Source organism: Methylocaldum marinum (assembly GCF_003584645.1).
Lineage (GTDB): Bacteria > Pseudomonadota > Gammaproteobacteria > Methylococcales > Methylococcaceae > Methylocaldum > Methylocaldum marinum.
Genome location: NZ_AP017928.1, coordinates 1,931,746 through 1,951,213, shown reverse-complemented (window position 1 = coordinate 1,951,213; position 19,468 = coordinate 1,931,746). Strand labels below are relative to the sequence as shown.

The 19,468-nt window shown below is 58.0% G+C and carries 20 protein-coding genes and 3 pseudogenes; 4 read left to right on the top strand and 19 right to left on the bottom strand.

Annotation, left to right across the window (positions count from 1 at the left end; all coding sequences use genetic code 11):
- Nucleotides 1-122 precede the first annotated feature (122 nt).
- The gene (locus sS8_RS08540) at nucleotides 123-587 is read right to left on the bottom strand and encodes a hypothetical protein (protein WP_119629282.1); all 465 of its coding nucleotides are present in this window, start codon (nucleotides 585-587) and stop codon (nucleotides 123-125) included.
- 708 nt (nucleotides 588-1,295) lie between these two features.
- Between sS8_RS08540 and sS8_RS08535 the strand changes: the two genes are divergently transcribed.
- Nucleotides 1,296-1,937, top strand: a complete 642-nt coding sequence (locus sS8_RS08535) for a response regulator (protein WP_119632670.1) — start codon at nucleotides 1,296-1,298, stop codon at nucleotides 1,935-1,937.
- A 799-nt stretch (nucleotides 1,938-2,736) separates the two neighbouring features.
- Here sS8_RS08535 and sS8_RS08525 read toward each other — a convergent pair.
- Nucleotides 2,737-3,663, bottom strand: coding sequence for a LysR family transcriptional regulator (locus sS8_RS08525; RefSeq protein WP_119629280.1), 927 nt, complete (start codon nucleotides 3,661-3,663; stop codon nucleotides 2,737-2,739).
- Nucleotides 3,664-3,763: 100 nt separating this feature from the next.
- Here sS8_RS08525 and metE point away from each other — a divergent pair, with 100 nt between their 5' ends.
- Nucleotides 3,764-6,211, top strand: coding sequence for a 5-methyltetrahydropteroyltriglutamate--homocysteine S-methyltransferase (gene metE / locus sS8_RS08520; RefSeq protein ID WP_119629279.1), 2,448 nt, complete (start codon nucleotides 3,764-3,766; stop codon nucleotides 6,209-6,211).
- 384 nt (nucleotides 6,212-6,595) lie between these two features.
- Here metE and sS8_RS08515 read toward each other — a convergent pair whose 3' ends face one another.
- The 6 genes from sS8_RS08515 to sS8_RS28025 form a co-directional block, all read right to left on the bottom strand.
- Nucleotides 6,596-6,982: a YkvA family protein gene (locus sS8_RS08515; RefSeq protein ID WP_119629278.1), complete on the bottom strand. Its 387-nt coding sequence runs from the start codon at nucleotides 6,980-6,982 to the stop codon at nucleotides 6,596-6,598.
- Between the two features lie 387 nt (nucleotides 6,983-7,369).
- Entirely contained in the window at nucleotides 7,370-7,735 is a 366-nt protein-coding gene (locus sS8_RS08510) for a hypothetical protein (RefSeq protein WP_145986454.1), read from the bottom strand.
- Between the two features lie 403 nt (nucleotides 7,736-8,138).
- Complete coding sequence (locus tag sS8_RS08505; protein WP_119629276.1) at nucleotides 8,139-8,549, bottom strand: ExbD/TolR family protein; 411 nt, start codon at nucleotides 8,547-8,549, stop codon at nucleotides 8,139-8,141.
- Nucleotides 8,527-9,216, bottom strand: a complete 690-nt coding sequence (locus tag sS8_RS08500) for a MotA/TolQ/ExbB proton channel family protein (protein WP_170161004.1) — start codon at nucleotides 9,214-9,216, stop codon at nucleotides 8,527-8,529. Before sS8_RS08500 ends, sS8_RS08505 begins: the two co-directional genes overlap by 23 nt.
- Nucleotides 9,217-9,448: 232 nt before the next feature.
- Nucleotides 9,449-10,204 carry an energy transducer TonB gene (locus tag sS8_RS08495; protein ID WP_170161003.1) on the bottom strand — a complete coding sequence of 252 codons (756 nt, stop codon included), beginning with the start codon at nucleotides 10,202-10,204 and terminating at the stop codon, nucleotides 9,449-9,451.
- The gene (locus sS8_RS28025; RefSeq protein WP_170161002.1) at nucleotides 10,201-10,620 is read right to left on the bottom strand and encodes a hypothetical protein; all 420 of its coding nucleotides are present in this window, start codon (nucleotides 10,618-10,620) and stop codon (nucleotides 10,201-10,203) included. The genes sS8_RS08495 and sS8_RS28025 overlap by 4 nt, the downstream gene beginning before the upstream one ends.
- Nucleotides 10,621-11,423: 803 nt before the next feature.
- Here sS8_RS28025 and sS8_RS28020 point away from each other — a divergent pair.
- Nucleotides 11,424-12,044 (top strand): hypothetical protein, encoded by a 621-nt coding sequence (locus sS8_RS28020; RefSeq protein WP_170161001.1) that lies wholly within the window; start codon nucleotides 11,424-11,426, stop codon nucleotides 12,042-12,044.
- Nucleotides 12,045-12,209: 165 nt separating this feature from the next.
- On the opposite strand, the pseudogene sS8_RS29725 reads toward sS8_RS28020, so the two are convergent.
- The 8 genes and pseudogenes from sS8_RS29725 to sS8_RS08460 all read right to left on the bottom strand — a co-directional run.
- A pseudogene (locus sS8_RS29725) lies at nucleotides 12,210-12,293 on the bottom strand (Fic family protein); the annotation flags it as partial.
- Nucleotides 12,289-13,344 carry an IS630 family transposase gene (locus sS8_RS08480; RefSeq protein WP_408631165.1) on the bottom strand — a complete coding sequence of 352 codons (1,056 nt, stop codon included), beginning with the start codon at nucleotides 13,342-13,344 and terminating at the stop codon, nucleotides 12,289-12,291. The pseudogene sS8_RS29725 and the gene sS8_RS08480, both read right to left, overlap by 5 nt.
- Before the next feature lie 33 nt (nucleotides 13,345-13,377).
- Nucleotides 13,378-13,491, bottom strand: a pseudogene (locus sS8_RS29890) (Fic family protein); the annotation flags it as partial.
- A 36-nt stretch (nucleotides 13,492-13,527) separates the two neighbouring features.
- Entirely contained in the window at nucleotides 13,528-14,274 is a 747-nt protein-coding gene (locus sS8_RS08475) for a Fic family protein (RefSeq protein ID WP_119629272.1), read from the bottom strand.
- Nucleotides 14,275-14,417: 143 nt separating this feature from the next.
- On the bottom strand, nucleotides 14,418-15,029 hold the full coding sequence (locus tag sS8_RS08470; protein ID WP_197716719.1) for an HNH endonuclease: 612 nt from the start codon (nucleotides 15,027-15,029) through the stop codon (nucleotides 14,418-14,420).
- A gap of 109 nt (nucleotides 15,030-15,138) precedes the next feature.
- Nucleotides 15,139-15,402 carry a hypothetical protein gene (locus sS8_RS28015; RefSeq protein ID WP_170160875.1) on the bottom strand — a complete coding sequence of 88 codons (264 nt, stop codon included), beginning with the start codon at nucleotides 15,400-15,402 and terminating at the stop codon, nucleotides 15,139-15,141.
- A gap of 46 nt (nucleotides 15,403-15,448) precedes the next feature.
- On the bottom strand, nucleotides 15,449-15,751 hold the full coding sequence (locus sS8_RS08465) for a hypothetical protein (RefSeq protein WP_197716718.1): 303 nt from the start codon (nucleotides 15,749-15,751) through the stop codon (nucleotides 15,449-15,451).
- Nucleotides 15,738-15,959 (bottom strand): helix-turn-helix domain-containing protein, encoded by a 222-nt coding sequence (locus sS8_RS08460; protein WP_119629271.1) that lies wholly within the window; start codon nucleotides 15,957-15,959, stop codon nucleotides 15,738-15,740. Before sS8_RS08460 ends, sS8_RS08465 begins: the two co-directional genes overlap by 14 nt.
- 275 nt (nucleotides 15,960-16,234) lie before the next feature.
- Here sS8_RS08460 and sS8_RS08455 point away from each other — a divergent pair, with 275 nt between their 5' ends.
- Nucleotides 16,235-16,423, top strand: a complete 189-nt coding sequence (locus sS8_RS08455; RefSeq protein ID WP_197716717.1) for a hypothetical protein — start codon at nucleotides 16,235-16,237, stop codon at nucleotides 16,421-16,423.
- Between the two features lie 173 nt (nucleotides 16,424-16,596).
- Here the strand turns inward: sS8_RS08455 and tnpA are convergent.
- The 3 genes and pseudogenes from tnpA to sS8_RS08440 form a co-directional block, all read right to left on the bottom strand.
- Nucleotides 16,597-17,027: pseudogene (gene tnpA / locus sS8_RS08450) on the bottom strand (IS200/IS605 family transposase).
- 215 nt (nucleotides 17,028-17,242) lie between these two features.
- Complete coding sequence (locus sS8_RS08445; protein ID WP_119629270.1) at nucleotides 17,243-18,391, bottom strand: Fic family protein; 1,149 nt, start codon at nucleotides 18,389-18,391, stop codon at nucleotides 17,243-17,245.
- A gap of 172 nt (nucleotides 18,392-18,563) precedes the next feature.
- Nucleotides 18,564-19,394 (bottom strand): hypothetical protein, encoded by an 831-nt coding sequence (locus sS8_RS08440; RefSeq protein ID WP_145986453.1) that lies wholly within the window; start codon nucleotides 19,392-19,394, stop codon nucleotides 18,564-18,566.
- Nucleotides 19,395-19,468 lie beyond the last annotated feature (74 nt).

The following is a 19,468-nucleotide window of genomic DNA, read 5'->3' as shown; positions in this document are numbered from 1 at the left end:
CCGAGCGGTGGACCGCCCGGCAACCGGAACACGGTGGAGCGACGGCTGTAGAGAGTGTCCAAAGGCGGAGAGGAGCCGGTCTCTGTTGTCTTGCGTCTACGGTTCCGGTTGCCCGAGCCCTGTTATTCGTAGTTTCCGTAAAACACGATTTCGATTTTCTGGATATCGGGCGGGAGATCCTCGAGATTTGCCGACCAGAAACCGGATGCGCTGTCGCCGAAGCTAAACGGTTCCGGTGAGGTGGAATAAACGAGCTGCCCTTGATCGTCATATCCGCGGACGTCTATTTGAAAGACCAGCAGGGCGAATACGAATTCTCCCGAACGAACTCTTCTCCAGACTTTCAGGGAAAGGCGGCCGGCGTCCTGAGCGGTTTCGAATCGCAGGCGAGCTTTTGCGGTTCCGCCACCGAATGACTGGTCATCGATTGTTGCCCCCAGCGGAGGGCTTATTCCCGTTGATCCGCCATGGCTAATGGCATACATTTCGAGGATCGATTGCTGTTCGGCTGATGCCTCTTTCGGGTTAAACCCTTCCAGCCCGAGAATTAAAACAAGAAGGAAAATACCGAATAGACTATGTTTCATATTGCGTTATCCATGATGCGAGATGCGAAAGTGGAGCCGTTGAGAAACCCTCCATATCCCACTTCTACGACGGGTGCGACGGCGGGGCCGACTATATAGGGTAGGATCTGCCTCGCGCCCGTGCCGGAAGTCATTGCGCGGGCATGACTTCCGGCCTATGGCGATAAGCAAAAGGCATTCCCTAGAATGCACGGGCCATGCAGGCGATACGCGCGGAAACGTTGCTGTGATGGGCCGGATTTCCGGCTTGGTCCGCGGTCGCCGTAAAGTGTTTGCCTTCACGCCCGAAGTCTATGCCGAAAGGGATTACGCGTGGTTTTACATTGCTCTTATCGTCTTCTCTCCGCTCACGTGCCGCCCGCCTTCTCCGCGGTACATAGATACTCGATTGTTACAAGGATGATCAATTCGACATCATGCTGCTGGCCCTCCATTTGATCGCCGGTCTAGCGAACATCGCTGTGCCAGGGTATTTGCGACAGAAGGCCGGCTCCTCGAGGCCTCGGTCAGGGTTTGTGCGTCTGTGCGCCAGGCGTTCGGCGAAACCCGGCGACTCTTATTTCGCGTTTTTCCTCTCCGGCGTTCTACCGGAGCGATGCTGCCGGGAAGCGGATTAACCGCGATGAGCAAGCGCATCGCAGCCAGCAGCGGCTTCGTTCGGCTTGCGTCGCCATGGGGCTGCGGCCTCGGCCTTCCGCCGAGGACTGCATGATCCGGCTCGTATTGGTGGATGATCACACGCTGGTGCGGCACGGCATTCGGCAGCTTCTCGAACTCACGGCGGATATTGTCGTGGTCGGGGAAGCGGCGGACGGAGACTCGGCGCTGCGGACCATCGTCCAGACCACGCCCGAGGTGGTGCTGCTTGACGTACGCATGCCGCGCATGTCCGGAGTCGAGGTGCTCAAGGTATTGCAGGGCGAAAACCGGCTGCCGCCGACCATCCTGCTGACTACCTTCGATGATGACGAAGCACTGTTCGAAGGCGTCCGTAACGGTGCTCGAGGATTCTTGCTCAAGGACGTTTCTTTCGAGCGCCTGACCGATGCGATACGCCGGGTCGCGGCGGGTGAAACGTTGATTCTTCCGGCCGTGACCGAGCGGAGCCGCGCCGTACTCGAGTCCGTCCCGAAGCAGTTCGAGAGCCTTGCGTCCCCGGAGTCCCTGACTCGCCGCGAGATCGAAGTGCTACGGTTCATGGCGGGCGGTTACAGCAACCGCGAAGTCGCGGATGTGCTGGGAGTCAGCGAGGGCACCGTCAAGAATCACGTTTCCAGCATTCTTTCCAAGCTCGGCGTGCGCGACCGAACTCGCGCGGTGCTCAGGGCACTGGAGCTCAGGTGGATATAAGGAACGCGCGATGTTTGCGGGTGTGCCCGGCGTTGCCGTAATGGATAGGCCGTTTGGGGGACGAACTCGATAGGAAAATTTGCGGCTACGCGGGAGCCCCTTGCCCACACGCTTTCGTTGATCCCGTGCTGCGTACGAAACGCGGGCACGGGACCGAAAACGTGGGCTTTCGCCTTTCCGGGGCGAAGTCGGCGCAGCGATTGGCAATGCTTTCGGGTGCCCCGGCTTTGGCGTTGCAGAGGAAGTGCCATGAAGGCTTCGCGCGAGCCGTCAAGTCGCGTTCGCCATGCTCGATTTTGGAGTGGCCATGGGGTTTGAACCGGATCGGCGGGTAATTGTTGTTAGGCTACGACGGGCTCGATATCGCTCTCGGGCACTCGCAAGATGCCCCCTGAAGGAAATTCGATGAAACAGTCGCTGCTTTTGAAGCGCGAATACCGCCTGATAATGGCGGGTTGGCCGGGCAGGTAGGCGTCGTTGAAAAACCGGGGTCGTTTGGGTTTATACAGAACTGCCGTGCCGAGGGGGATTTTGGTGCTTGATTGGGACAATCGTGAATTCATGGTTGTGGAAGATTTTTCCATTATACGCACAAAGCGCCTCGATATGTGAATGACATCGGGTGGAGCTGGATTCGACGGTTAGGCCGTGCAATCGAAGCCGGAACACGTTGTGGTCGTTGCTGAAGAAACAAAAGATCGGGGGCGGAAAAGTAAAGGAGGGCTTTATTCAAACGCCGTTTGCCTGCCGTGTAAGCACGCAAAAATACGTACGCGCCGATTTCGGAGACGTCAAGCGGCTATGCCAGCGGTTGAAGTCCCCGGAGGTTTCGGAAACTGCAGGAACGAACGGTATCGAGAAAGTCCAGCATGAACGGCGACTCCGACATCGATGCGGTGGTCGCCGCGTACAAGGCGCTCCAAAGACCTTTTTTCCCGATCGGCTTCCCAAGAACGTAGTCCCGCTCCAGATAGTTCTGCACCGTCCAATTGGGCAAGGCCGCAATACCGCGCCGGCTGGCGACCAATTGCAGTATGGCTACGGTCAGTTCGGCCGTGCGCCGCTTCGGTTCAATCCCGACCGGTTTCAATACCTTGCGCACGATGTCCAGCATGTCTTCCGGTACCGGGTAGCTGATCAAGGTTTCCTCGGCAAAATCCTCGGGTTTCAGAAAGGCTTTTGAAGCGAAAGCATGCTGTCGCGAGACCAGGCCGACGATTTCGAAACCGAACAGCGGATGGAAAGCGACTCCCTTGCGCGGCCGAGGTTCCGAAACCACGACCAGTTCCGCGCGATTTTCCAGCAGCAGGGCCAAGGGATCGGTGTGAAAGCCTGAGACCAGGTCCAGCTCGATTTCCGGCCAGTGTTCCCGGAATCGGTCCATGGCCGGCATGAGCCAATCGAAGCAGGTATGACATTCCACCGCGATGCGGAGCTGGCCGGCTTCGCCCTGGGCAATGCGGGCGATGTCCCGTTCCGCCTCTCCGACCAGTTTCGTGACGGTTTCCGCCAGCGTATGCAAGCGCTGGCCCGCGGGCGACAGGCGCAGCGGCCGGCTCTTGCGCTCGAACAGGCTGATGCCGTAGTGCTCTTCCAATTGCTTGATCTGATGGGAAATGGCGGACTGAGTGAGATACAGCCGAGCCGCAGCGCGGGATAAGGTTCCGGTTTCCACCAGGGCCAACAGGGTTTGCAGATGGCGCAGCTCAAGAATCGATTGGACCATGAATAAAATCGATGAAGATTATGAAAAACTTGAGTTTGAATAATAATCATCGTGAACCGATCATGCCAGCTCCGAATCCATTTACAAGAGGAGCAGATTCATGGCGGTTACGCATTCTTTGGGCTTTCCCCGCATCGGTGCTCGACGCGAGTTGAAGCAGGCTTTGGAAGCCTATTGGAGCGGTAAGATCGGCCTTTCGGATTTGCAGGAGAGCGGCCGACGCTTGCGCGAACGCCATTGGCAACTCCAGGGCCGGAGCGGGATCGATCTGGTGCCGGTGGGCGATTTCGCCTATTACGACCAGATGCTGAACATGACGGTATTGTTGGGTGCCGTTCCCGAACGCTTCGATTTCGGTGAGGAAACGCCGGATCTCGACCGCTATTTCGAACTGGCCCGAGGCGGCAAGCATCAGCCGGCCATGGAAATGACCAAGTGGTTCGATACCAACTATCACTATATCGTCCCGGAGTTCCATCGCGACACGACATTCCGCCTCGGCACGGAATGGCTGTTCGAAGAGGTTGAGGAAGCCGCGGCCCTAAGGTTCAATCCGAAGCCCGTGCTGATCGGTCCGCTGACTTATCTATATCTGGGCAAGGCGAAGGAAGACGGTTTCGAACGTTTGGCCTTGCTGCCGCGCCTGATACCGGTGTACGCGGAAATCCTGCGACGGCTCCGGGACCTGGGCGTTGTCTGGGTGCAGATGGACGAACCGGCCCTGGTGCTCGACCTGCCGCCCGAATGGCTCGCCGGCTATCGTGAGGCTTACCGGGAACTGGCCGCGGCGGGGCCGAAGATTCTCCTCGCGACCTATTTCGATTCCGCGGCGGAACAGGCGGATCTGATGAAAGATCTGCCGGTCGCCGGATTGCACATCGATGCCGTGAGAGGGCCGGTCCAGGTGCCGGTCTTTCTTGACAGCTACCCCGCGGACAAGGTTCTGTCGCTGGGGCTCGTCGACGGACGCAACATCTGGCGCACGGATCTCGGGCGCGCACTTGCGTTGGCCGAGACCGCCCGTACCCGCTTGGGGGAGCGGCTGTGGCTGGCGCCCAGCTGTTCGCTGCTGCACGTGCCGGCCGACCTGGAATCGGAAAGCGAACTGGATCCGGAGATCAGGTCTTGGCTGGCTTTTGCGGTACAAAAGCTTCAGGAGCTGGCCACCGTCGACAAAGGCTTGCGGCTGGGCGTGGAGGCGATTCGAAGCGAGTTGGAGACACAGGATCGTGTGTTAGGCGACCGGGCGAAATCGGCGAGGGTTCGCAATCCGGCGGTTACGGCGCGACTCGAGCGGCTGACCGAAGCGGATTATCGGCGTTATTCGCCGTTTTCGGAACGTATCGCATTGCAGCGGGAACGGCTGCGCCTGCCGGTTTTTCCCACCACCACGATCGGTTCTTTCCCGCAGACTGCGGATATCCGCAAGGCCCGCGCCGATTACCGAAAAGGGGAGCTGAACGAGGCCGTTTACCGGGAAACCATGCGCAAGGCGGTACGCGAAGCCATAGGCAAGCAGGAAGCGCTCGGGCTGGATCTCCTGGTGCACGGCGAGGCCGAGCGCAACGACATGGTGGAGTATTTCGGCGAGCAACTGGAGGGTTTCGTCTTTACGCGCTATGGCTGGGTACAGAGTTACGGCTCGCGCTGCGTCAAACCGCCGATCATCGTCGGCGACGTTTCCAGGCCCCGGCCGATGACGGTGGAATGGATCAGTTACGCCCAGAGACAGGCCCGAAAGCCGGTCAAAGGCATGCTGACCGGACCCGTGACCATCCTGCAATGGTCCTTCGTGCGCGACGACCAGCCTCGGTCCGCTACCGCTCTCCAGATCGCCCTGGCCATTCGCGACGAAGTCCTGGACCTGGAGCAAGCGGGCGTTGCGGCCATTCAGATCGACGAACCCGCCATTCGGGAAGGATTGCCGCTCAAGCGGCGCGACCGGGACGACTATCTGGCCTGGGCGGTAAAAGCATTTCGCCTGGCGTCGTCGGGCGTTGCGGACGATACCCAGATCCACACCCATATGTGCTATTCGGAGTTCGCCGACATACTACCGGCGATCGCCGATCTGGACGCGGACGTGATTACCATCGAAACCTCCCGTTCCGGCATGGATTTGCTGACGGCTTTCCGTGATTTTCAGTATCCCAACGACGTCGGGCCGGGCGTCTATGACATTCATTCACCGCGCGTGCCGGCCAAAGAGGAGATGCTGCGCCTACTGGAGAAAGCGTGCGAGGTGATTTCTCCGGAGCGGCTCTGGGTCAATCCCGACTGCGGGCTTAAAACCCGTGCCTGGCCCGAGGTGGAACAAGCCATGGCTCACATGGTGGAGGCGGCGAGAACGCTGCGCCAAAGATGGACGTCGTTTGCCGGTGAATTGAATCGATCAGATGCGCTGCCTTCTCCGGGCCATACGGACCAATTCGACCAGGGCGAACAGTCTCGAAACGGGGCCGCCGACGGTCAGCCGGGAGAATGTTTTGAACATCTGCCGAGCGACGAAGAGGCGGGCGGCGGTCCGTGCCCAGCGAGGCAATCGTGACGAGGAAGAAACGTGATTCATGGCTTTGCGTCTGTTTGCAGGAGAGTCGAACGGAGATGACAGGCTAAACCTGAATTTCCGGACCCGGAAGGCCGACCGCATATGTCTGCGGTACCATCGCTCGGTACGGGTACCCGCCATCTCCGGAGAGGGCCGGAAGCCATGGCTCCCGGGGTGCCCGAAATGAAACTTCCCGTTTCGTAATCGGCGAAACCATCTGCAAACGGCAGCGGATACCGGCCGAGCGGCAAATATTAAATCGTTCGAAGCCGGTTCGGAAAATACGTGGGCTTACCTATCGGAATATCGGAGAGCATTGATCGAAGCCGCCGGTTCTGACAGACGAGGCGCCGATACGTGCCCGATATGGTGGAATTCGCCGGTTCAGGCGGGCTTGCCGGTCGTTCGCGATTGGTAGTCGTCAAGTTCGTGCTCGACCAGCAGCAGACAGACGCTCATCATCAGCGCGTCGTCCGTGTACCCCAGGATCGGGATCACATCCGGAATGAAATCGAGCGGGCTCAAGACGTAGAGGAGGGCGGCGGCGACTGCCGAAAGCGCATACCATGGGATTTCGCGATATGTGCCGTTCCGGTAGTCCCGCAGCAGCGCCATCATCAGTTTGGCATCTCTTAGAAAACGCCCGAGCGGGCCTTTGGACTCGAAGGTCTGTTTGATGTTGTCGGCTTTTTCCATCACCCGCTTGATATCGTTCTCGGTGAGATTTTTGGCATCGGCTTTCAGCCGTTCCGAAATCATTTGTCTCAGCATCGTGTTGACCTTTCAGGAAAGTTCGACGGCCGAACATTGCGGTCGCGCAGGATCGAGAGCTCGGCTACCTCGCGATCTGCGCGGCCTACGGCCCTGGAAAGCCTTAATTTACGCCTTTCTTTCTTGTTTCGCAGTAGGTGCCGGCGATGATCCCTTGCTACTGTGGACGTTGAAATGCCGCGTGCGTAAAGGAGGCTCCTCGGAAGGAAAAGTCCTTATGGCGTGTCGAAAGGTTTTGGACGCGCCGGGAAGGGCATGTGGATCTTGCATGAGGACAGCGTCCGATCGGATTAGAGCGGAAGGTCCCGGGCCGAGTTCGGTGAGAGCAGCTGATGCGCGCAACACTTCCGGCGTTCGTGGCCTGTCGGCTGCGGCGCAGGCCGACTCTCAGAACTTCCAATGAGTCAGCAACAGATAGATGGCGATGGTCATCACCACAACCACGAACGCGAGAATCGCCAGTATGCCGGTTCCGCATGCGAGAAGCATGAACGAGAATTTCCATGCGGCAAAGACGTTTCCCATGCATTCGAGCGCGGACAGCATGGCCATGAGCAGCCCGAATATGACGGTCCATTTCGCGGTGTAGCCGGGTAGGTAGACACGCCTCGAGCGGTTGCGGCGGTAAGCTGCGGCGCGCTCGAGGAACGAACCGACGTTGACGTTCTCAAAGATCCAGAGCGGCCACAGATACAAATAAAGGAGACAGGAAAGCGACCTGTCGTTTCGGATGTTCGAGACATCGATATTCATTCTGCACACCTCCATGACCATTCAGACTTTCATTCGCTAAATATATTGCATCTGATGAACCACGGCAGGCCGGATGGGAGCCACCGATTTTTCACCGAATGGCCGCAGTCGCTTGGTCGGTCCGATTTTTCTCCGAGTTGCAGGTAATGAGGGTATTTATTCGGGTATCAAGAGCGAGGAAGGCTGCGCAAAGAAGTGCGGCATTACCGATCGAGTGAAGCCGCCATGCGCCCAATGGCAGTGCCGGCGGACGTGCCCGGCAGCGTCGTTTCTGTCCGCAGGGAGCCCCTTCGTGGACAGACGACCCTCCCAGGTTGGTGGACGAAGCACATGACCCAGCCCGGTATCCGGCAGACTCCGTCTTTCGGTTCAGCGAAGGGCGCGGCCGGCAGGCAGTCCTGTTTTATTGCTGGACGGTCACGAAGGACAGCTTGCCTATTCCGGAACGCTGGGCGCTGGCCATGACCTTGGCCACGGCATCGAATATCGCCGCCCGGTCGGCCTGGAGTTGAACACGGATGTCCGGATCGCGTTCCTGTAAGGCTTTCAATTCCATTTCCAGCGATGCCAGCGGGACCGGACGATCGTCCACCAGCGGCTGTCCGTCTGCGGTCACGCTGAGGATGGCGATATGCTGGTCGGGTGCCGGTTCGGTTTGTTCGGTCTCGGGTAATTTCACCCGGACTACCTGAGTCAGTAGCGGCGCGGTAACGATGAACACCACCAGGAGCACCAGCATCACGTCGACTAGCGGCGTGACGTTGATTTCGCTCAATTCGCCGCCGTCATCGTCAGTGGGCAGTTGTACGGCCATTTTCGGTCACCGTTTGTTGGGTTAGATGGTTCTGGATCGTTGCATGCAGAAACTCGCTGGCAAAGTGGTCGAGCGTGACCACGATGCGCCGGTTCTGGCGCAGGAAGAAGTTGTAGGCGATGACTGCCGGAATCGCCACGGCAATGCCCAAGGCAGTTGCGATTAACGCTTCGCCGATGGGACCCGCCACGACTTCAAGGCTCGCTGAGCCCTTTTCGCCTATGTCCTTGAGGGCGTGCATGATGCCCCACACGGTGCCGAACAGGCCCACGAACGGGGCCGTGCTGCCGATGCTGGCCAGCCAGCCGAGACCTGAGTCCATGCGGGCCTTTTCCTTCTGAACCTGCAGGCGCATGGCGCGTTCCATCAGGTCGTGCCAAGCTTCGTACATATCGCCGCGTAATGTGAGCTGTACCTTGGCCTGAGCCAGTGTCTTCAGTCCGCACGCCCTCACCCGGGCGAGTTGAGCTGCGCCGCCGGCCGGCAGGTCCGGGTCGGAACCCGTCTCCAGACCGTTACGGACGGAATTCAGGAAGGTGCGGTTGCGCAGCTTGTTGAGGCCAAGTTCCCCCGCCTTCAGGAGAATCACGCTCCAGGTCAGCAGGGAAAAGCAGCCGAGCAAGCAGAGAGTGCCATCGACGATGGCGGTTTCCGACAGGTTTAACATGATCTCCTCTCGCGTTTCACTCTAGTTTTTTTAATGTCCAGGACGCGTCTCGTTGGCCGAGGATCAGCCGTGGCCCCTGAATCCCGATGTTGGCTGCCCGCTTATTCGCTTACCGCAAAGGGAACCGCCGATTTGCGGCGATGGACGGACTGTGGCATGCGAGAGCCGGCCGTCAAGGACGAAATTCCGGCCATTGCCCGACTGGTTCAATGAGACGCTCCGTTCCTCCGGGTTATTCCAGTTGGAATTCGATGGGCACCGTGACCCAGCTTGCTTGTGCGACGTCGCCGCGCTTCGCCGGCACGAAGCGCCATTTCTTCACCGCCTCGAGCGCCGCTTCGTCAAGCACGTCATGGCCGCTCGAACGTTGCACCGACACCTTGCCGCAATGGCCATCGGCGGTGACGTAAACCCTCAGTACGACCAGGCCTTCCCAGTGGCGGCGGCGGGCGATGCCGGGGTAAATCGGTTTTGGATTGTTCAGGTAGTTGGCGTTCGAACTGGCGGGTGTGTAGGTGTCGTTGCGTGGCGCAGCCGCGCGGTCTTGGACAGGCGCGGGAGGCGCCGCCGGTGCCGGCGGCGCGCTATCAACCGTTTCCTGCTCTTGCGGCTCGGCTTTCTTGACCGCGGAATCTTTTCGCACCGGTTTCGGCTTGGGCTTGGGCTTTTTCACCGGTTTGGGATCGGGTTTTTTCTCTTCCTTCGGGGGTACCGGCGGGGGAGGCGTATCCGGCTGGGTGACCGCCGGTGCGGGCGGTGCCGACAAAACCATGTCGATCATCGGTAGGGGTGCCGCTTCAGTGAAAGGCAGCGGTTCCGGACGATTGACGTACCAGAACAAGAGCAGACCATGCAGAACGGCAGCCAGACAAATAGCGGCAAGCACGGCGAGCGGTCGCTTCCAGGTGAACGGAACATCGGCTATCGCGACGGGGGGACCTCCGGACCCATCATACGGGGTATTCCCGGAAACGAAATAGGCGCTCATTCTCCGGATACCGTTCCGAACACGGGGCCGACGGCGCTGGAAGGCTTTCGCCGTGTCTTTTGGCGCTTGCCGACCTCCTGGAGCGAAAGCGCCGGCCCGGCCGGGGCAGGCGGCGCATAGTATTCCGTCGCGGGCTCCTCGGCGGCTTGGTGTACAGCCGGTCTTTCCGGCATAGAGCATTGGTACGCTTCGTTTCCGACGGAACCGGAGCTTTGCTGAAAATCGGCGACTTGCTGGCGCAGCGCATCCAGGTGCAAACGTATGTCGCCTAGCAACTGTTCGAGATACTCGAAATGAATCTGGAAATAGCGGGCGGAAGGAAACTCCGGTGCGCTCGTCGTTCCGGCTTCGGCGGATCGAGTTCCCGTCGAATCGACCGTTCGGCTCGAAAATGGGCGGCCTTGCTTGATCGTCATGACGATACCTTTTTTGTTAATCCTTAAACCTAAAGACGTATGGGCGGGGCTAATCCCTCACTCCCGGCAAAAAAAATTTTTGCGGCGAGTGTAAGTGATTGTAAATGTGGAAAAACGGAATATGGCGAGGAGTCGGGTTGCGGGATATGCAGCAGGTGCTTTAGGACCGCAAATCGTTGCCGCCCAATTTGCCGGTCCCGATTGCGCGGATCAATGCCGCTATTTGATCGCCTACTTGATCGGTTGCTACAGTCTCGCGCCCGGCATGAATTCGATAAACGAAGTTGGGTCTGCCGGCTGATCGTACACCGCATCATGCCAAAGTAGGCCAAACATTCGCGTGACAGCAGTTACTAATGGTCAATAAGGTAAAGCCACAAGAGCCCCTCTACCTCTGGGTTTACCTTTGCCCAAAAATTAAGAAACTGTCAATAAAATCAATATTATCGGCAAAAGACAGCAAAAATTATAAGTTATTTGTTTTGCATGGTTTTTGAGATTTGTGGGTAAAGATGAACCCTCTGGGAGAGGGTTGGGGTGAGGGTGATTCGAATAGGACTTTACTTTCTTTACGCACAGTAAGAGCCCGGACATTTCATTGTCATCGCCATACCTGTGTTGGCAGTAATATTGCTTGATATAAATTGCCTGAGGCTGATAAGTGAACGCGGCCATGTCGGCGACGCGGACTCATGCGGAATACAGCAACTCAGGACGGCAGAGCTTCTCGCGATTGGCGTTCAAAATGTCGGAATGCTTACAGACTTGTCCCTTGTACCTCCCAACACCGGTAGAACATCTTTATGGCGCAGCAGTCAGAAAATCCCATGACACACCGGCTCAACCCGAGAGTTGGGCGTCCCTACCCCAGACCGATCGGCAAGGGGTGTGTGTTTCGGTATTTCACGCAGGAAAGAGAGGCCGGTGCGGCGGGCAATACCAGTTGCGATCTGGTGCTGGGCGTACTCCACCCATCCGCCGCGGAGAGCCAAGCTTTTGTCACCGGAATCGCCGAGTTCGTCCTGGTGGAAGTCGAGCGGATACCTTTTGTCTGCGTCCGGTTCGATCAATCGGCATTCGAGGGCGGCCGTTTCGTGCATCGGCCGTTGATTGAATGGCAGGAATGTCCGGTCCACCCAGTTGCAAACCACGGGTACGTCCCTTCAATTCCGGATGACACGGTGCGGTGGCGCTTGAATATGGTGCTGGTGGATATTACCTCTCGGCTTACCGGCGGCATTCGACTGGTAAGTTTGGAGAGTGAATTTTGCCAGGCGTTCGCCCGCGCCATGCAAGCGTGCCGGAACGATCTGAATACTATCGAAGCGTACGATGCGAAGCTGGATGGGATTTATCGCCGCTTTCCTGCTGGGAGTATTCCCCGTAGGGGTAGATTCCTTGCTCAGGGGCTGGGGATAGATTAGGCCGGTCGGTTGCTGATCGACTAGGAAAAGGAAAAGAACAGGAAAAATGATCTCCCGCACCGCTGCCTTCTGATCCTTGCGCAAGGTCTCGGTGAACTTGGTAGTTACCTTCCGTCCATTGGCATGGTTTAACAGCCACCGCTGGCTTTTGCCGGTTAACCTATAGCGCTGGGTCGGGCTGCGCGGAGAATCGGGTTGTGTGCGCTCGATCCATTCGTCTTCCAGCGCCGGATTAAGGTAGTGCTTAATTACGTAAATTAACGATAGTATTTTTGAGTTGACTGCCGTGCACTTCGCGTTTGCGCCATTTGAATGGGCGTGGATTTTGGGAATAGTTGGCAATGAACGTTTCAATAGCGTTCCGTAACTCAGCGATGCTGGAGAAACTGGCCCCGCGCAAGGCTTTCCGACTCAGGATACCGAACCAGATTTCCACTTGGTTCAACCAACTGGCCGAGGTTGGCGTAAAGTGAAAATGAACCCTGGGATTCTTGGCCAACCAGTCCTCGTTGCGCTTGTGCGTGCAATAGTTGTCCAAAATCACATGTAATTCCTGGTCCGCCGGGGTCTCGGCGACGACTTGGTCCATGAAGGCCAAGAAATCCTCGCGGGTTTTCGTGGCGGTAGTTGCGCTGTGAACGTGCCCGGTGGCTACTTGCAGCGCCGCAAATAAGTTGAGTGTGCCATGGCGCTTGTAGGTACTTTTGAAGCCCCGGACGATTTTTCCGCTGTCGGTCTCCACGTAACCGCTCGCCCGCTCCAACGCCTGAATGCTCGGTTTCTCGTCCACGCAAATTACGAGCGCGTTGGTCGGTGGCGCCAAATAGAGCCCGACAATATCGGCGGCTTTGGCCACGAACTCCGGATCGGTGCTAACGCACCAGGAACGTTGCCGTTGCAGGCAAATTCCCTCCTGCCGCAAAACCCGCCATACCGCGTGTGGCGAAACGCCCAAGCGCCGGGCCACGGCACCACCATCCCACACCGCCTGTCCAGGGGGCGGCGATTCTTCCAAAACGCCCAGAATTTGCTCGCGCAAATCGGGCGGCAACTGCCGAGGCGCACCGGGCCGTGGCCGATCTTCCAGCCCCGCCAGTCCTCCCGCGGCAAAGCGATCGCGCCACTTGATGACTGTGTTGGGACGGGTGTTGAGTGCCCGCGCCAATTCCATGACACCTCGTCCGTCCAGGCACCCCAAGATAATGCGTGCCCGAAACACGTTTCTGTGCAATTCCGTTTGGCTGCTCCTCCGCTGTTCCAGAATCCTTCGGGTCTTCTCATCACATGTCAGTTGCTGCATCTTAGCCATATCACCAAGATGCAGCATATCGGTGTTTAATGCAAGTAAGCAGTAGTTGTTCCGGAACGTGGGGCGGTGAGACAAACCCAAAGCCTGCATCAAATCGTTGCTGCCCAACTCACCGTTCCCAATCGCACGGATCAGTGCTGTTACTTGGTCGCCTACTTGGTCGGTCGATACAGCCTAGCGCACGGCATCGTGCAACGCGCCCAGCATGAACTCGATAAACGGTGTGGCATTCGCCTGTTGGTCGGCCACCGCGAGGATCCGGTAATAATCCTCCTGACGATCTCGGATCACGGTCTCCACCGGCAGGTAAGCCAGCAGCGGTTTCCAGTTCCGGAGAATCAGGGTTTGCCACAGCCGTCCCAGCCGCCGGTTGCCGTCGGCAAAGGGATGGATGAATTCAAACGCGTAGTGAAAGACGCAGCTGGCCACCAAGGGATGTTCGTTGGTGTTTTCCAGACAACTTAGCAGATCCTCCATCAGCTTGGGCACACGATCAGCGGGGGGAGCCATGTGCACCAACTGCTCCCCCCGGAATATGCCAACCCCGCCGGATCGATATCGACCCGTTTCATCCACCAGCCCGCGCATCAGCAACTCGTGAGCCGCCAACAGATCCTCCTCGGCGCTGGCGTCCCAGTCATCCATGGCTTCGTAGGTCGCAAAGGCGTTACGCACTTCCTGAATCTCGCGGGGGTGCCCCAACACCCGTTTGCCCTCGATCACGGCGGTTACCTGTCCAAGGGGGAGCGTGTTGTTCTCGATGGCCAGCGAGGCTTGGATGGTACGGATGCGGTTCTCCCGGCGCAGGCGCGGAGTTAGGTTCTGTTCCGCCAGCACAGTGTAGCGGTCGATGGCTTCGCCAATTTCGGCAACCAGATTCACAATTGCCGGCGTGATGGTGTAGGGCGGCTGATATTTCATGTTGCCTCCCTGGCTGTTTGAAATGGCGCAAACGATGTCGTGCAGTGCCCCAGCTCAAAACGATTCCACGCAGAAGATGCCTCTTCGATACGGGTGATCGCTTGGGTCTTGCGGCTGGTGATGATGAATGTGGGGGGCAAAGGTCATGGCGCGGCTCCCTCCATTGCAATAGCCTTAAACAGACCGGCCCGCTGGCAGCCTTCGAGTAAGGCCAGTTTCAGGAAGTTGCTGTTGGCAACCGGCGCTTTCGCGGTCTGTTGCTGAACGGTGGCAAGGGAGGCGTCCGGTGCAATGCTGTGAGCATCGCGCAGAATACGCAGCTGCTCAAGCCAGTCCTTGGCGTCACCATCGCAGCATTTCGCCTTGTAACGCTCATCAATACCGTACACCTCTTTCCAGGTCTCGATCTCCTCGTGGACAGCGGCCGGGCCGAAGGTGAGTTGGATGTCGGTTGGTTTCAGGTGATCAATATCCGAGGTGTTGAGTTCGACAGTGATTTCGATTGGGGAGGCACCGGTCGTATAGGGATAGAAAGCCTTGCGCCGTCCAGCTGCATTGTGTGTCGGGTCTTTGCTGAGTTTGTAGGTGCTGTTGCACTCGTGGCAGGCCGGTGCAAGATTTCGGAAATTGATCGAATTGAAGGGATAGAGCGCCTTGGGTAGGTAATGGTCATAAGCCTCGCGCCTGGTGTGATGCACCCCCTTGATGTCGCCGAGGCCGCAGAACGGACATTTGCCGGTGGTGTTCGCCTGCATGAATGCCTGATAGTGTTCATCACAATCTGGCCGATTTTTTCCCGTAGTGCCTTAAGGTCGAGCAGTTGCTGGGAATAGAGCTCCTTGAAGAATGAAGCCAGCTGCTCGCTCAGGTCAGGATGGATGGCGGCGATATCGGCGCTGTCGAGAATGGTCTTGATGAGCAGGACCTTTTCCACCGAGTCGCCGAGCGGCGGTTGATTTCGGCGATAAGCTGCTCTTTGTCTTTTCCTTGTTCAAAATCTTTGCGGAAATCGTTAAGAATCCCCTGTGCACGGAGTCCGATGGTCTCGCGCTTGCCGAAGGTGGCCATGGTGATCTTGTTGATGGACGCGCCCAGGGTGTTGTAGTCGGGGTGGCTTACCGAGACCACGATGAAATCGATGTCGTGCCCGTTGGTGTAGAAGCGGAACGGCAGTTCACCCCCGTTGTCTCTGGATGTTGTAGCAGTATTGCTTGGCCTGCTCGCGACCCAGTGCTGCGTCCTTGCTCGATTTCTTGGCCTCGACCACGGCCAGGGGCTTGTGGTCCTTGCCGAGCAACACATAGTCGCTGAATTGATGCCCTTCATAAGGTGTACGCGGTTCGGCAACTCCCTGGGGAAGCGGAGTCAGAATGTCGAACTCCTCGACGACCTGGGTGGGGACTTTGACGTTCCAGCCCGACTGGGCGACCTGGCTGTCAATCAGATCCGAGCGGGTTTGGGCTTCAGTCCGGGGCATGCTTCAACTTCCCCTGCTCTTTCATCCGCTCACAAAAGGCTTCGAATTGCTTCCTCGCCAGCTTGAAGGGCACCGTCTTGCGGTTTTCCCAGCGGTTGATCGTGGAAAAGCTCACGCCCAGTTCATGGGCCAGCTCTTCCTGGCTGAGTCCAAGTTGCTGGCGCACCTCTTTGACGATCTCCGCAAAATTTTCCGGTGCCTTAGCCATATCGGTTTGCCTCAATTCCTGGTGCACGACAGTTTCATGCCAGCGAACGAACGAAGTTTGCCCAACGCATAATTACGGCCCTCAATATAGCAGGCGACAACGCATGTGAAAAACGGAAAATTGGCAAGTTGTTTTAGGATTTTCCGACACTTGGCAATGCCATCCGGTAAGTAAGCCCAATGGTTGTCAGTACAAAAAAACTTCAGCCGCCGCCCGGCACTTTCTCCGTCTCTCCGGTATGTAAGGGCATAACCCACAATGAGGAGCGACCGACCATGGAGATCAACGACCTGTTTGACTTCAATCATGAAGAGAATCAACCAGTTTTCCGACAATATCGCCGAACAGCGGTTGCGGGAAAAAATGCAGCAAACCGGACGAGGTCCGGAGAATGGGGGAAGAATGCGGAAAATTGTCAGGCGAAAGAGAAGTGGGGTATGACGGATTTTCCGAAAAGGGAGTAATCGGGGCGGTAGCGCGGACACCCGTGAAAGCAACGTAAGTCGCTGACAATACGCAGAAAAAGAAACCCCGCCCAGCAACCGGACGCAGTTAAATCACCCCCGGCAAAGCCGGGGGCTTATTGGGTGAGCGCCTCGAAGGCGCCGTAAAATCATGAGCCGCCCAAGGCGGCTGTTTACAGGCCCAGCTTCATCTGGTCAATACGCTCATCCTCCTGTTCCTGATGGCGGATATACGCCCGAACCATAGCCTCATCCAAACCCACCGTGGACACAAAATATCCCCTCGCCCAGAAATTCTCCCCGATGAAGTTCCTCTGCCGCCCCCCAACTGCCGGGCGATTTGGATCGCACTCTTACCCTTGATGTAGCCCACCACGTTCGAAACCGCATACTTCGGCGGAATGCTGATACACATATGAACGTGGTCGCCCATCAGGTGACCTTCTACTATTTTCGATTCCTTGTGCCCGGCAAGCTCATGAAATATCTCTCCAAGATGCCGCTTGAGCGCACCAAAAATCTGTTTCTTCCGCCGCTTCGGGATGAACACCACATGATACTTACAATCCCACCGGGTGTGGGAAAGACTCTGGTACTCTTTCATTGTGAACCTCCTTCTCTTGGTCGAGATTTCAGGTTCACGATGACCGTTGTACAGGTCAAACCTCGGTGAGTCCCCCGGCAAAGCCGGGGACTTACCTCAATGAGTTAGTGGACGGGTCTGTCTTTTTGTAAATTGGTGGCGGACGGTTGACCGCAGGAATGGGTCTTCGGTCAGCCATTTCGGACCCATGCAGACAGGTGCGAATTCCCGCGTGATCACCGCGACAGCAGCTCGATGTAGGGTTGGTAGCTGTAGCTGCGATTCTTCTTCTGGCCGGTCATTTCCGTCACGATGCCCAGATCTTCCAGTACCTTGACGGCGGCAGTGGCGGTCGGAAAGGTGGTTTCCAGTTTTTGCCGCACCCGCTCGATGGTGAAGCGCGGCATCATGGGCAGCAACTCGAACAGCCGGTAGCTGGCGGGGCTGGCCTTGGGTGCTTCGAGCAGGCGGCGCCGATCCGCCGCGATCAGGCTGGCGATGGCGATGATGCTGCGTTCGGCGTCACTGGCGGCCGTCGCCACGCCTTCAAGGAAGAGCGCGACCCAGAATTCCCAGTCGCCTTCGGTGCGGATGATCGACAGGCGCCGGTAGTACTCGGCCTGATGCTGCTTCAGGTAACCGCTGACGTACATAAGCGGTTCCGCCAGCAATCCCCAGTGTTCCAGCAGTGCGGCGATCAGCAAGCGCCCAATGCGACCATTGCCATCGAGGAAGGGGTGGATGGTTTCGAACTGGGCGTGTGCCAGCGCGATCCTGACCAGCGGCGGCAGCGTGCCTGCCTCGTCGTGAATGAATTGCTCCAGGTCGCCCAGCAGATCTGCCACCCGGTCGGCCGGTGGCGGCACGAAGGCGGCGTTGCCCGGACGGGTACCGCCGATCCAGTTCTGGGAGCGCCGCAGTTCGCCGGGCTGCTTCCCGGCACCTCGCACCCCGTCCAGCAGGACACGGTGGGCCTCACACAGGAGGCGCACACTGATGGGCAGCCCGTTGGGATCGCGCAGGTTGTCCTGCACCAGCCGAAAGGCGCGCAGATAGTTGGTGACTTCCTCGACATCGTCCGTGTTGCTGACGGCGAAACCTGCTTCCTTGTCGAACAGATCGGTCAATGTCGCCTGGGTACCTTCGATTTGTGAGGTGAGCAGGGCCTCCTTGCGGATCGCGCTGTACAGCAGCCAGTCCACCGACGGCACCAGCCCGGACACCCCGGACAGGCGGGCGAGCGCCAGCTCTGCCTGATGATTCAGGTCGGCATACGCCTCTGGGGCCAGCTCAGGGTTGCTGGGCGGCAGGGGATGTGGGACGAAGACCCAAACCGGTTCACCCGGCGTGGTCGAGATGGCGTAAGTGCCCGTGGTCCGCTTCATGCTAAAGTCATTTTTAATGTGAACTTGCCGTATTAAAGCATTCTTTAATACTAAGCGCCAGCATTAAAGCAGCCTTTGATCGGAGGGTCTGCCGCCGGCCGCCCCCCGCCAAGGATGCCTTTACAGTTGTCGGGCGGCACTGCCCCAAGAAGCAGGATCTTGTCTCAATCGGTCATGGCCACTGCCGCTTCCGCATCACGTACTGTTTGTCAGCCCAGGCAAACTGGAAAAACTCTTTCATGGCTGGCACCTCAGCTGCGCCGGATTGAGCGGCCCGATTGACCGCCCACGCACTGTCACAAAGCGAGTCGATCACATCGCGCAACACGGCGATCAGGGTGACCAGTGCGTGGATGGCGTACTTGGCGGCGGTATCCAGTTCCGAGGCTCGGACGTGCAGCGGCGCTACATCCATGTGTTGCTGGTCGAGATCACTCATCAGGCTGGCTGCAGCGTCACCAAACGCAATACTTGCCATCCGTCCGTTCATCTGAGCTCGTTCGCGTTCCCGCGGGGTGGCCTGCGTTTGCATGATCTGGCTCGCAATCTCGCCCCACCGTGCGATCGGGGCGACCATTTTCTGATGCCTGTGGCCGGTCAGCTTGTTGATGTTGGAATAGCGCCCTCCAGGGTGAGCAAAATCGTCAAGGAAGCCCAAGATTACGATCGGCAATGAGTCGGATTGAAATCCATCGAGTGCGGTCACGTTGCGCGTAGCGCAGACAACCCTTGAGGCGTCGAAGAGGGCACGAAGCTTGTGTCCATAGCCCTCGACGGTTTTACTGTCGGGAGGAACCAGCTGGTTGCGCGCCATATGGTCGAGGATCAAGACCAGCTTCAACACCCGCTCAAGACCAATCGATAGCTCGAAGAACACCGAATAGAACAATCCCTTCTTGTCCCCCAGATTGGCGCGGCGCAGCGCCGTGAGGCCATTGCAGAGGCAGGCTTGGGCCAGGAGTCCTTCCTGTTCGAGCAGGTACCAGGTTGGGCTGAATCTCATCAGGCTGACTCCCCGTTGTTCAGCGCCGGCGTGTGTTGGTGTTGGCGTATTTGCCATCGGAGGCAGTTATTCGA

What these genes read in the sequence shown, in the direction of transcription:
- sS8_RS08535 (WP_119632670.1), top strand. Translation starts at nt 1,296, where the DNA reads ATGATCCGGCTCGTATTGGTGGATGATCACACGCTGGTGCGGCACGGC.
- sS8_RS08480 (WP_408631165.1), bottom strand. Translation starts at nt 13,344, where the DNA reads ATGCAGCAACTGACATGTGATGAGAAGACCCGAAGGATTCTGGAACAG.
- metE (WP_119629279.1), top strand. Translation starts at nt 3,764, where the DNA reads ATGGCGGTTACGCATTCTTTGGGCTTTCCCCGCATCGGTGCTCGACGC.
- sS8_RS08500 (WP_170161004.1), bottom strand. Translation starts at nt 9,216, where the DNA reads ATGTTAAACCTGTCGGAAACCGCCATCGTCGATGGCACTCTCTGCTTG.
- sS8_RS08505 (WP_119629276.1), bottom strand. Translation starts at nt 8,549, where the DNA reads ATGGCCGTACAACTGCCCACTGACGATGACGGCGGCGAATTGAGCGAA.
- sS8_RS08510 (WP_145986454.1), bottom strand. Translation starts at nt 7,735, where the DNA reads ATGAATATCGATGTCTCGAACATCCGAAACGACAGGTCGCTTTCCTGT.
- sS8_RS28025 (WP_170161002.1), bottom strand. Translation starts at nt 10,620, where the DNA reads ATGACGATCAAGCAAGGCCGCCCATTTTCGAGCCGAACGGTCGATTCG.
- sS8_RS08440 (WP_145986453.1), bottom strand. Translation starts at nt 19,394, where the DNA reads ATGAGATTCAGCCCAACCTGGTACCTGCTCGAACAGGAAGGACTCCTG.
- sS8_RS08455 (WP_197716717.1), top strand. Translation starts at nt 16,235, where the DNA reads ATGGAGATCAACGACCTGTTTGACTTCAATCATGAAGAGAATCAACCA.
- sS8_RS28020 (WP_170161001.1), top strand. Translation starts at nt 11,424, where the DNA reads ATGGCGCAGCAGTCAGAAAATCCCATGACACACCGGCTCAACCCGAGA.
- sS8_RS08470 (WP_197716719.1), bottom strand. Translation starts at nt 15,029, where the DNA reads ATGCAGGCGAACACCACCGGCAAATGTCCGTTCTGCGGCCTCGGCGAC.
- sS8_RS08475 (WP_119629272.1), bottom strand. Translation starts at nt 14,274, where the DNA reads ATGAAATATCAGCCGCCCTACACCATCACGCCGGCAATTGTGAATCTG.
- sS8_RS08515 (WP_119629278.1), bottom strand. Translation starts at nt 6,982, where the DNA reads ATGCTGAGACAAATGATTTCGGAACGGCTGAAAGCCGATGCCAAAAAT.
- sS8_RS08445 (WP_119629270.1), bottom strand. Translation starts at nt 18,391, where the DNA reads ATGAAGCGGACCACGGGCACTTACGCCATCTCGACCACGCCGGGTGAA.
- sS8_RS08525 (WP_119629280.1), bottom strand. Translation starts at nt 3,663, where the DNA reads ATGGTCCAATCGATTCTTGAGCTGCGCCATCTGCAAACCCTGTTGGCC.
- sS8_RS08465 (WP_197716718.1), bottom strand. Translation starts at nt 15,751, where the DNA reads ATGCCCCGGACTGAAGCCCAAACCCGCTCGGATCTGATTGACAGCCAG.
- sS8_RS08495 (WP_170161003.1), bottom strand. Translation starts at nt 10,204, where the DNA reads ATGAGCGCCTATTTCGTTTCCGGGAATACCCCGTATGATGGGTCCGGA.
- sS8_RS08540 (WP_119629282.1), bottom strand. Translation starts at nt 587, where the DNA reads ATGAAACATAGTCTATTCGGTATTTTCCTTCTTGTTTTAATTCTCGGG.
- sS8_RS08460 (WP_119629271.1), bottom strand. Translation starts at nt 15,959, where the DNA reads ATGGCTAAGGCACCGGAAAATTTTGCGGAGATCGTCAAAGAGGTGCGC.